7 protein-coding genes and 1 pseudogene are annotated in these 11,258 nt (G+C 68.2%); 2 read left to right on the top strand and 6 right to left on the bottom strand.

The window, feature by feature from the left end; translation table 11 throughout:
- Positions 1 to 281: 281 nt before the first annotated feature.
- The 5 genes and pseudogenes from ACFT32_RS04585 to ACFT32_RS04565 all read right to left on the bottom strand — a co-directional run bounded on the left by ACFT32_RS04585 (position 282) and on the right by ACFT32_RS04565 (position 5,750).
- The gene (locus ACFT32_RS04585; protein ID WP_382485783.1) at positions 282 to 602 is read right to left on the bottom strand and encodes a hypothetical protein; all 321 of its coding nucleotides are present in this window, start codon (positions 600 to 602) and stop codon (positions 282 to 284) included.
- Positions 603 to 941: 339 nt separating this feature from the next.
- Positions 942 to 2,669 carry a P-loop NTPase fold protein gene (locus ACFT32_RS04580; protein WP_382487034.1) on the bottom strand — a complete coding sequence of 576 codons (1,728 nt, stop codon included), beginning with the start codon at positions 2,667 to 2,669 and terminating at the stop codon, positions 942 to 944.
- A 580-nt stretch (positions 2,670 to 3,249) separates the two neighbouring features.
- Positions 3,250 to 4,011, bottom strand: a complete 762-nt coding sequence (locus ACFT32_RS04575; protein WP_382485781.1) for a hypothetical protein — start codon at positions 4,009 to 4,011, stop codon at positions 3,250 to 3,252.
- A gap of 547 nt (positions 4,012 to 4,558) precedes the next feature.
- Positions 4,559 to 4,869 (bottom strand): annotated as a pseudogene (locus ACFT32_RS04570) (SDR family NAD(P)-dependent oxidoreductase); the annotation flags it as partial.
- Positions 4,866 to 5,750 (bottom strand): NAD(P)-dependent oxidoreductase, encoded by an 885-nt coding sequence (locus ACFT32_RS04565; RefSeq protein ID WP_382485779.1) that lies wholly within the window; start codon positions 5,748 to 5,750, stop codon positions 4,866 to 4,868. The pseudogene ACFT32_RS04570 and the gene ACFT32_RS04565, both read right to left, overlap by 4 nt.
- Before the next feature lie 293 nt (positions 5,751 to 6,043).
- Here ACFT32_RS04565 and ACFT32_RS04560 point away from each other — a divergent pair, with 293 nt between their 5' ends.
- Together ACFT32_RS04560 and ACFT32_RS04555 are read left to right on the top strand one after the other, a co-directional pair.
- Positions 6,044 to 7,294, top strand: coding sequence for an MFS transporter (locus ACFT32_RS04560; protein WP_382485777.1), 1,251 nt, complete (start codon positions 6,044 to 6,046; stop codon positions 7,292 to 7,294).
- Positions 7,295 to 7,519: 225 nt separating this feature from the next.
- Positions 7,520 to 8,992 carry a gluconokinase gene (locus ACFT32_RS04555; protein WP_382485776.1) on the top strand — a complete coding sequence of 491 codons (1,473 nt, stop codon included), beginning with the start codon at positions 7,520 to 7,522 and terminating at the stop codon, positions 8,990 to 8,992.
- 105 nt (positions 8,993 to 9,097) lie between these two features.
- On the opposite strand, the gene ACFT32_RS04550 is transcribed toward ACFT32_RS04555, so the two are convergent.
- The gene (locus ACFT32_RS04550; protein ID WP_382485774.1) at positions 9,098 to 11,209 is read right to left on the bottom strand and encodes a multicopper oxidase family protein; all 2,112 of its coding nucleotides are present in this window, start codon (positions 11,207 to 11,209) and stop codon (positions 9,098 to 9,100) included.
- Positions 11,210 to 11,258: the final 49 nt, after the last annotated feature.

Here is an 11,258-nt window from a genome sequence, read left to right as displayed (position 1 = left end):
CGCACGGTCCCACTCATCACGGGCACGTGCGAGGGGCTGCCCTCCCCGCCCGCGGGGTTGTTTTCCGACTCGCGAGACGAGATCGGGAGGTAATGTGCTCCTCAAGCGGTGTTCCCGTGCTGGCGAACGACCAACCGGATGGTGTCGGCTGCTCCCTGCCTCCCTGCCTGCCGGGGGGGGGGAAGCTGGACGAACGGGGCAACATCGCGGCCTACACCCGTGCTTGTGGGATGTTCGTGGCCGATGGCTGGTCAATGAGTGAGATCCCAGGGCTACCGGCCTCAGAAGAGTCGTTGTGCAAGGTCGGCAACCGCGGGTCCGTCAGCGGTGGCGAGCAGGGCGCGGAGGTCTGTGCAGGCGTCGGTATGAGCTGAGGAGTCCATACCCGTCCTTCGCAGTGCTTTAGCCCAGCTGACATCGTCGCCGGTGTGGGGTGTGAGCACTGCCAGGCCGGTTTCGCCCTCAGTTCTGGTGGTGAGGGCACCTTGCAGAGCGGGCCAGCGGGCTGTGATCTCGGCGAGGGTGATGAGGTGCATGGCGTCTTCGACGGCTTGTGTGGTGCCCTCTTTGTAGGCGAGGACGCGCAAGTAGAACTGCCACACGGTCAGAAGCCTCTTGGCCTCTCGAATGGACAGGTGGCGCTGGGCGCTCAGTCTGTCCTGCAGGCGGTCACGTATGACTGGGTGTGTTTCCAGGGCGAGTACTTGGGTTTCAAGCTCGGGCTGCGGAGCTGCTGGCTCGGCCGACGCCAAGTTCATTGCTGGGGGGGGGGGGGGGGGGCCGACTGCTGCGGTTGAAGCTGCAGTTGGCTGGGTGGATGAGGTGTGGAGCTCGGGCGATTGGTCAACGGGTCCCAGCAGGCCGCTCATAGCGCCTACGAGACTGTGGCGGGTGATCGGTGGCAGGGTGACAGGGAGTTGGATGAGTTTCCGCAGGAAGGTTCATCCCCAGGAAGGGTCTTGGTGGCCTGCCTTTCCTTGCGTTGAGGCGGGATCGGAGTAAGCGCGGTCGAGGTGTGCTGCGACGACGGCGGAGTCAAGTCCGAGAACGAAGCGGCATGGCACTGCATCCGGATCGACGCGTCGATGCAAGGAGTGCAGTGCTCCGGACAGGAAGAGGTTGATGGCCTCGAATACTTCGGCGGTTGCGCGTGCAGAGCAGCGGTCCAGATCGTCAATGAAGACGATGAGTTCGCGACCGCTGGACCAGATTGTTTCCAGGAGGTAGCTGATGTCGTGCTGGACGAGAAAGAGGTAGCCGGACCGGGCGTTGTAGTAGGGGTCGCGTAGCGCGTTGTCCGATCCGGATGCCGGGGCGGCAAAGGCACCGCTAAGCACGGGGCCGTCGAGGATCTCTCCTGGCAGGAAGGAGTGTGCCCGGCCCAGTAGGAATCGAAGGACCGTGTGCACGAGCCCCATGAGCAGAATGAGCAGCGGAAGCCCGATGGCCAGGAGCGGGGCGTTTGCGCTGTGCCCTGACCACGTGTAGTGCGTGTCTGCCTTGGCCAGTTGCGCCACGATGGGGACGGCCAGGGCAAAGACGCCCACCCGCAGAAACGGTGACAGAAGCCGCCGACTAACGGTACGGCGCAGGTGATGGCGGTCGAGCCGTTCTGCGTTACGGCGTAGCCAGTATGCCTCGCGGGCGCGGCCGGCTGTGCCTTGCGCGCCGCGTGAGGCTTCCACGATCTCGCGAGAGAGCCCGGCCCAGATCTGGTCGCTGGTTTGATACGCCCATGGATTGAAGCGGACCGTTACCACTGTGCGAGGGGTTGTTGGAGGGGAAGGCGTGCCGTACAGCAGAGGCCACCTGCTGCGTTTGCTATTGGCATCCGACCGGGGCGGGCTGAGCAGCAGTCTGATGGCGGAGCGCACGGGCAGGTTGCGACGGCGCAGCCGTAGCGTCCACTTGTGTGCCTGATTCTTCCAGCGCTGTCGGCGGCCTACGTGGGCCGGAATCAGGTCCTGCTGGCGGGCAATGACCTCCTTCTCAATGAGTTGCATGATCGTGGATTTGCCTGACCCCCACGGTCCCTCGATCGCGACGACGGAGGGGCCGGTACCGTCCTCCGCAATCAGTCCACCAGCCGGCGAGGTGCTTGCCTCGGTCGGCGTGAGCAGGTCGGCCACCGCGGACACCAGGGCCGTGCGATCTAGCAGGTCGCTGCCGGCCGGCCGGTCGGCGAAGCCTCTGAAGTGCACGGCGCCCTTATGCAAGGCTGACCCGTCAGACGAGACCCTTAGAGCGGCCTCCCGCTCCAGCCGCTCGCGTTCGAAGCGGACCAGGAGATCGGCAGAGGGGTCGAGAAGGGCCGAGCGCACTATATCGGGGTGTGCATCAAGCTGTTGATCGAGCCAGTTCGCCCCCAACCAGTCACCGATGAACGGGAACCTTCCGCGCAGTTCGTGAAACCACCGCAGATCACCTGGCGTGGGGTCCACGGCGCACACCAAGTACCACTTGTCCGGAGGGTTCCAGCCCGCCACTCTCTCCAGGGCCTGGCGGATCTGGCGACGGCGGCTGGTGGTCATGGTCCCAGCGAAGGCCTTGATCTCATAGGCCACGCGTTCGCCGGCCTCTGTCTCCGCCACCACGTCGACGCCGACATCGGGTCGCCCGACGCCGTCCGAAGGCACGCGTGCGCGAGGATCCACTCGCAGCAGCAGCATGGTGACCAAGGCGTGAAATTACTGGTAGTTGGCCGTAAGCCGGTCCCACGGGTAACTCACCGGCCAACAATACGATCATCGCGGAATCCTTGCACCGCTTTGCCGAACATCACCCGCTAGCTTCCGCACGCCGCTTCGCAGCGCGCTCCACCCCGGGGACGGCAACCAGTTGTGGGGGCCCGAGCACGTAGGCGTCAGGGCGGAACAGGTTCGACGCGCGCAGCCCTGCGGTCTTGCGCTCGCTGGTCGACTTCAGCTTTTTCGGCAACCGCGGGTACCGTTCAAGCAACCTCCGGAAGACGTCGTTTGGCTGCCTCTCAGGGCTGTCGACGTAGACGGGTGCGCCGGACCCGACGGGAGTGGCACCGCACACCACGTGCTGATCACCCGCCGGACTGAACGGGACGGTATCGAACTTCGAACATACGTGACTGCTGACACCGTGCGACTGACGTGGGCTAACGACTGCGTCAGGATAAGGATTGACGCTTCCCGGAGATGCATGCATGGCAGGTCACGGCCTGGCTGCTTGACAGCAGGATCCGTCGGCGTGCCCGAACTCTTATCGTGTGCATGTTCGTTAAGGCTGCTGTTGAGCGGCTTCGGGAGTTGCGTCCTTCTCAGCATCGAGCACAACCGCAGCTTGGAGCAGCTCGTATGCGTACCGTTCTGCCGCACTCTCCAGCCGCCCGGGCGATGGGAGAAGCCACCACATCACGAGGCATCCGCCAGTGGCGACCAGGGCGAGGATGTTCACCGGGGTGAGCGCAGGTTGATGGTCAATTCTGGCGAGCCACAGCATGTACGCCAGGACGCCGAGTCCCACTCCGAACGCGATGGCCCGTGCAACCCACCGGATGCCGTAGATGTTCCGCTGGAAGCCGTAGCTTCGGTTCTCGGCGCGTATGAGAGGGAACTTCTCGGCATCTCGCGTCAGGTTGCGCAGTTGACCGACAGCGACCTCGAGCGTCTCGTCGGCCCTCACTGGGTTTCCGTTCTCGCTACGGAGCGACGGGAGGGTGACGCCCGTCACGGATGACACGGCCTTCCGCCAGATCTCTCGTTGCAGCGTGTTCTGCCCCTCTTCCCGCAGGCGGAGCTTCTGGATGGCCGGCGAGCCGCCCCAAGTCGCCCAGAGCGCCTCCTGAGCCTTGCGTCCTTGGTGACGCACGACTTCCGCCAGGGCGACGGGACCGCCGGCCAGTGAGAGCGCCGTAACGACGGATACAACCACCGGCGCCTTGCTGAGCCCTAGGACTGCCAAAGTTACATTGATCGACAGCAGCGCAAGAAGGCCGGGCGCGAGACGCGCCCGGCGCTCGTAGTCATCGAGCCACAGCACGTTACGCGTCCCCGCTGTCTTCCACGGATGCGTGAAGCGGCTCGGGAGTGGATGTGCTGTACCCGGAACGTTCGGGCGCGTTCAAGTAAGACCACTCGCAGGGATTCCCGCCCTCGGCCAGGCTCTCGATGTTCTGGAAGCGGACGGCTTCCAGCCTGGTGATCTGAGGTTTGTTCAGGTACCTCACCACGGCAGCCGTCGCAACGTCAGTCCGTCGGTCCTCAACCGACTACTTGGTCCCAAGGGGCAGTCCGCGAAGGTCGGGACAGCCTTCGCGTCCGTCCCCAAGAAGAACCCGGAGCACAAACACCCCTCCAAGAAGACGACGAACGCCTTCCTTCGGAGGGGCTACCCCGTCCACCTAACACAGGGGGTGCCGAGCCTCGCCGCCGGCGCGCTGGAACTGTGTCACCTGGGCGCCCTGTTCGACGCGGCGTACTTCGTCACCCACAGCGGTGCGCTCGCCCCGGACGGCTGGTGGGCCGCGATCGACCAGGCCGGCCGCCGCTGCAGGGTCGGCAGGCAACTGGTCGACAGCGGCCAGCTCACGGTGCTGCACACCAGTGTTGTTGACAAGGATGTCCAGTCCAGCGGGCCGATGCCGTCCTCGATCTCCTGGACGGCGCGGCCTACGGCCGCCTTGTCGGTAACGTCGAAGTCTGCCGCGTGCACCTTGGCCCCGGTGCGCTCGGCCAGTTCCTCCCGTGCGCGCTCGAGTGCCGTGGTGTCGCGGCCGTTGAGGACGACTTCGGCGCCCGCCTCGGCAAGTCCGGTGGCCAGGGCGGCCCCGATGCCCTTGCTGGAGCCGGTCACCAGGGCCCGGCGGCCCGCGAGGTCGAACAGGGCGGCAGCCTTCACGGCCGTATCTCCAGGGGGGCGTAGTAGTGCATCAGCGCGGCGTTGTCGGCGTCGCCGTGCCCGGCCGCGGTGAGCCAGCGGTGCAGTTCGGCGACGGAGGTGGTGACCGGGAGCGGCACTCCGGCCGAGCGCGCGTAGTCGCGGGCGGCCTCCAGGTCCTTGACCATGTTGCTGACCCGTCCGGTGGGGGAGAGGTCGGCCTCGGCGAACTTGACGAAGAACTCCTGCAGCAGCGCCGAGTCGGCCCTGCCTCCGCTGAGCGCGGTGAGCACCTGCTGGGGCGCCAGGCCGGCCGCCCGCACCAGGGCAGCCGCCTCGGCGAGGGCGGCGAAACCGCAGCCGACCAGCACCTGGTTCACGGACTTCACGAGCTGACCGGACCCGGCCGGGCCGAGATGCGTCAGCCGGGAGGCCAGGGCGCCGAGGACGGGCAGGGCGCGTTCGACGTGTTCCTCCTCCCCGCCGAGCATCAGAGTCAGCTCACCGCGCTCTGCTCCCGGCGCGCCGCCGGAGAGAGGGGCGTCGACCCAGCCGGCGCCCAGTTTGGCGGCGCGTTCGGCGAACTCGCGTGTGCGTGCCGGGTCGATGCTCGACATGTCGATCACGAGAACACCGTCCGGTGCCGCGCTCAACACGCCGTCCGGTCCGAAGACCACCTGCTCCACGATGTCGGCGGTGTTGAGGGAGAGGATCACCACTCCGGAGGTGGCGAGCAGGGCGGGCGACTCGGCGGTGGTGGCACCGTCCTGGGTGAGTTCGACGACCGCTGCCGGCCGGATGTCGTAGACGCGCACCGCGCGTTCGCGCCTGAGGAGTCGGCGGGCGATCGCGGAGCCCATGACCCCGAGCCCGGCGATGCCCACGTCACTCTGTCCTGCCACCGGACCTCCTGAACAAAATGCTGTCATGGGGACAGCGTATTGGACTGATTGGGTGCGGGCTGGCAAGCTCAGTGGCGGAAAGGGGAAGATGGCTCTCAGGTCTGTACAGGATATTGGCAACAGTGCCGCATGCTGTTACGGTCCCGTCGTCCCCAGATGAACGGCGTGTGACACGTCCGTGAGACGGAAGGCCGGCATCCATGAGGCTGCCGACGACGACATCCTCCCGCTCCGCCGAAGGAGACAGCACTCACAATGACCCGGGGCTCCGCCGTGCGCTCTTTACGAGTTCGGTGGGCAGCGCCCTCGAGTACTACGACTTCGCCATCTACGGCACTGCCTCGGCCCTGGTGTTCAAGCACCTGTTCTTCCCGGGGCTCGGCGACGCAGTCGGGCTCGTGGCCATCTTCGCCACGTACGCGGTCGGCTTCTTCGCCCGCCCCCTCGGTGGTCTGTTCTTCGGCTCGCTCGGCGACCGGCACGGCCGCAAGACGGTGCTGGTCGTGACCGTCGCGCTGATGGGTGGGTCGTCCTTCGCCATCGGGCTGCTGCCCACCTACCACACCGCAGGAGTATGGAGCCCCGTCCTGTTGATGGTGCTACGCCTGTTGCAGGGCTTCGGTGCCGGAGCCGAACAGGCGGGCGCCTCCACACTGATGGCCGAGTACGCCCCGCGCCACAGGCGCGGTTACTACGCCGCCCTCCCCTTCGTCGGTATCCAGGTCGGCATGCTCCTCGCCACCGCCCTGTTCGTCCCCCTGGCGCAGCTGGACGAGGACGTCCTGTTCGGCTGGGTGTGGCGGGTGCCGTTCCTACTGAGCGCGGTGCTGATCCTGGTCGCGGTCTACATCCGTCTGAAGCTGGAGGAGAGCCCCGCCTTCGCCCAGTTGGAGGAGACCGGAGAGGTCAGCGAGCGCCCGCTGCGGGACCTCATGGTCAAGAGCCGCCGCAACCTGTTCATCACCTTCGGCCTGCGGATGGCCGAGAACGGCACCTCCTACCTGTACTCGACGTTCAGCATCAGCTACGTGACCGCGGTGGTCGGCGTCTCCTCCTCGGTCGGCCCGCTGGCAGTGGCCTGCGCCTCGATCGCCGGCATCGTCACCATCCCGCTGTTCGGGATGCTGTCCGACCGGATCGGCCGCGTCCCGCTGTACCGCTGGGCCGCCCTGTTCCAGGCTCTGTTCGCCATCCCCGCCTTCGCGCTGATGAGCACCGGCAACACGGTGCTGATCTGTGTCGCGATCACCGTCGGTATCGGTGTCGGCGTGAACGGTATGCTCGGCTCCCAATGCGCCCTGCTGGCCGAGCTGTTCGGCGCGCGGCACCGCTACACCGGCGTGGCCATCGGCCGGGAGTTCAGCGCGATCGTCGCCGGTGGTGTGGCCCCGCTGCTGGGCGCGACGCTTCTGCTCGCCTTCAACGACTCCTGGTGGCCGCTCGCCGGCTACGTGCTGGTGCTCTCTCTCATCACTTTCCTGACGACCTTCGCGACGCCGGAGACACGCGGACGGGACCTTACCGATCCCGCCGACGCCCGCTGAACCTCATCCGACGTCCCGAGCCGCCCGCCCCGCGCCCCGACATCCCTGCCCCGGGTGCGGGGCGGGCATCCAGGTCGGCCACGCGGCCGTCCGCCCTTGTCAGCCCGCCCGCCGCCCCGGGTTCCCCGGCCGGGGCGCCGGGCGGGCATCCCAGCCAACCCCTTGCCGAGCCACTCGACCCGCGGGCCCGGAACCAAGCGGAACCAAGCCGAAACGGAGACATCGATGAATCACGCCGGCGAGGTGGTGCTCGGCATCGACCTGGGCACCACCGCCACGAAGGTGGTCGCGGTGGACGCCGACTACCACCCGGTGTCGACCGTCGAACGCCCAGCCCCTCTACGCACGGGGCGGGACGGCGAAGCCGTCCACGACCCCGTCACCGTAGTGACTGGCGTGGTCGAAGCTGTGCGGGAGAGCACCGAACACTGCGCGCACCTGGGTCTTGTCGTCCGGGGCCTGTCCTTCAGCGCGGCCCTGCACACTCTGCTCGCCCTCGACTCCTGCGGCGAACCACTCACCCCTGGCCTGAGCTGGGCCGACACCCGCGCGGCCGACATCGCCCGGCGACTGCGCGCCGAGGAACTACACCGGGCGACGGGCACCCCCGTGCACCCCATGGCGCCCCTGGCCAAGCTTGCCTGGTTCGCCGCACACGAACCGGACCTCTTCCGGCGCGCGGCTGTGTGGTGCGGAATGAAGGACTACGTCCTGGCGCGGTTCACCGGCCGGCGGGTCACCGACCACTCCTGTGCCTCCGCCACCGGACTGCTGGACCTCCGGACCACCGACTGGCATGGCTCGGCCCTGCAGACTGCCGGAGTCCCGGTCGGACGACTGCCCGAACTCGTGTCGCCGACGGCCGCGTTCCCGCTGCTGCCCGAGCCGGCCGCCGCGATGGGCCTGCCCGCCGGGCTGCCGGTGGTCGCGGGCGCCGGAGACGGACCGCTCGCCAACCTCGCGGTCGGCGCCACCGCCCCGGGAACGGCGGCGCTGTCGCTCGGCACCAGCGGCGCGCTCCGCGTCGTACGGGACCGTCCGGGCGTGGACGACAGGTGCCGTGTCTTCTGCTACCACCTTGCCGACGGGATGTGGGTGCTCGGCGGAGCGGTCAGCAACGCCGGAGTCGTCGCCCAGTGGGCCGCCGAGTCGTTCGGCGGCATCGATGTCGCCGACCTCCTGAAGGAGGCGGCGGAAGTCGATCCCGGATCCGAGGGGCTCATCGCGCTGCCGTACCTCCTCGGCGAACGTGCCCCCTGTTGGGACCCCGACGCCCGTGGCGCCCTGATCGGGCTGCGGCGCGGACACGGCAGGGGGCACATGACCCGGGCCATGATCGAGGGCGTCGGGCAGCAACTTGCCCTGGTCCGGGACTCGGTGGTCGCCGCCGGAGCACCGATCACCTCCGTGCGGGCCACCGGCGGAGCGCTGCGGTCGCCGCTGTGGGCGGAGATCGTCGCGGCGGCTCTCGACATGCCGCTTGGCATCACTGACGACACCGCCGGCTCCGGATTCGGCGCCGCACTCCTCGGCTGGCGTGCGCTCGGCGCCGTTCCCGACCTGTCCGCGCTGCCCGCCGACGTCTGGTCCCGACCGCACCGCATCGCACTGCCGAACCCGGTCGCCGTCCGAGGGATGGCCGAGGCGCGGCCGCGGGTCGAGCGGCTGTACGCGACAGTGCGGGAGCTCTACGCGTAGCGTCCGTACCGGGGGCGCCTTGAGCACGGAGCGGCACTTCGACGCCCTCCGCAACTGTGTGGCGCTCCCGCTCGCCTTCGACAACTCCCGGTGGGCGCTGGACGTTTACGACTTCCTGCTGTCGTCGCTCGCCATCGATGCCGCTGAGCTGCTCATTGGACTCATGCCCGTGTGCGCCATGCATGCCATGACGTCGTGGATCTGCCCCGGCAGGATGACGAACTGCCGCATCATCCCCATGTCCTCGTGCTCGAGCATGTGGCAGTGGTAGACGTACTTGCCCGAGGTGTCGCCGAAGTACCCGGCGACGGAGACCAGTTCGCCGGCGTTCGCCCGCACGGTGTCCTTCCAGCCCTCCTCGGCGGGTGAGACGGTGCCGGTGCCGGTCCACACCACCGGAGTGGCAGTGCCGCAGCCGAGGCTCCCGTCGGCCATGGGGAAGGTCTTGAAGCCGCTGACGTCATAGGTCTGCCGGTCCAGGACCTGGAAGCTGATCGTGTGGATGTGCATCGGGTGCGGCCAGCCGGACGGCGCCACGTGCAGGAAGCGCCACCGCTCCCAGCTGCGGGCCCGGACGAAGAACCGCACGGGGTCGTAGAAGTCCGCCGCGGTGCGTCGGTAGGTGGTGACGCTGCCGTCCTTCTCCGCCACCTGCACGATGCCGTCGGCCGGCAGCATGTCGGGGACGTCCTCGGTCTTCTCCATCTCCCAGCACAGCGCCTGGCCCGGACCCTGCGGCGTCAGAACCACGAGGCGGTCGGTGTGCTCCGGAAGGCTGCTCTCGGTGAGCCGCTTGTAGCTGCGCGAGAGCCGTTTGGGCAGCGCGAACGGGTCATTCACCCGGGCGGAGGAGATCCGGAACTCCATCACCTGCGGCCACGGTCCCGGATCCGGGTTGCCATTGGTGTTCACCAGCCGCAGCCGCCGATTCCGGAACGCGGAGAAGTCGATCAGCAGGTCCGCGCGCTCCGCGGCGCCCAGGGTGACGCCGTCCTCGACGGGGACCGGTCGCGGCAACAGCCCGCCGTCCGTGCCGATCTGGTGGACGCTGCCCGACGGCATGAGGTTTCCGCCCTCGTCGACGAGCGCGAGCCGGTACTGCCGGGTGTTGGAGCCGTTGACGACCCGGAAGCGGTACCAGCGCGGCTCCACGTCGAGATACGGCCAGATGGTGCCGTTGACCATGGTGAACGGGCCGGTGAAGGCACGCAGCCACAGCAGGGGTTCGCTCTGGATGACCGCGGTCTTGTGCAGCAGGCGGCCGGTGAGGTTGCCGTCGGAGTCGGTCTCCAGATTGCGGTCCGCCAGCAGCAGCGGTACCTCGTAGGGGCCGCTCGGCAGGCCCAGGGCGTCCTCCTCGTCGTCGCGGACGATGTACAGCCCCTGCAGCCCGGCCATCACGTTCCACCGGGTGACCGCCATGGCGTGGTCGTGGTAGAAGAGCGCTGACGCCGGCTGGTCGTTGAGGTACTCCGCCAACTGGGCGGCACCCGGCTGCAGGACGTTTTCCGTCCAGCCGTCGTTGCCGCTGCCGGTGATGGCACCGTGCAGGTGCGTCACGGGCCACGGGCGCAGTTTCCGCACCTCCTCCATGGGCGCGGCTCCGCCCCGGCCCGGTTGGTCCCACACAGCCGGGGTCTGCTTGGTGTTCGGCACCTGAACGGCCGTCAGCGGCATTGTGCCGGTCATTCTGTTCACCCAGGCGACGCGCAGCCGCTCGCCGCGGCGGACCTCGATGGTCGGTCCCGGCGCGTGTCCCTCGTACGCCCACACGGTCGTGGGCGGGAGCTGCGAGTGCAGGGAGACCGTGGCCGTGCGCATCTCCACCCTGAGGTTACGGACGCCGTCGGAGCCACGCGTCGGGCGGGCGGTCGGCGGGATGGTCAACGGGTCCAGGAACGGCGTCAGTTCCTTGACGGGACGCGGTGTGCCGCCCGTTGGGCGCAATGGACTCGACGCGCCGGCGGTGGAGGCCGCGGCCCGGGCCGGGCCCGACGAGGCGATGTCCGAGACGGCCGTACTCGACGTGGCGGCCGCTTCCGGACCGCCGCTTCCCGCTGTGGCGGTCACCGTGACGCCGGCGGCGGCTGCGGTGAGCAACGTCCGGCGCCTGAGCGGTGGCCGCGGTGAGCCTGCTGTCGTGTCGTCCGTGTCGTCGATCTGGCGTTCGTGATCTCTCGGATCGGGCTGACCTGTCCTGTCTTCGTGCGTGGACATACGACCCCCTGAGGTTGTGAAGGCGACGGTTGCGGTGGTGTAGGTGGTG

It is taken from the genome of Streptomyces sp. NPDC057002 (assembly GCF_042673825.1).
Lineage (GTDB): Bacteria > Actinomycetota > Actinomycetes > Streptomycetales > Streptomycetaceae > Streptomyces.
The sequence above is the reverse complement of the archived record's forward strand: the minus strand, read 5'-3'. Positions and strand labels throughout refer to the sequence as shown.

Excerpts from the sequence above, each read along its gene's own strand:
- ACFT32_RS04580 (WP_382487034.1), bottom strand. The coding sequence starts at position 2,669 with ATGCTGCTGCTGCGAGTGGATCCTCGCGCACGCGTGCCTTCGGACGGC.
- ACFT32_RS04555 (WP_382485776.1), top strand. The coding sequence starts at position 7,520 with ATGAATCACGCCGGCGAGGTGGTGCTCGGCATCGACCTGGGCACCACC.
- ACFT32_RS04550 (WP_382485774.1), bottom strand. The coding sequence starts at position 11,209 with ATGTCCACGCACGAAGACAGGACAGGTCAGCCCGATCCGAGAGATCAC.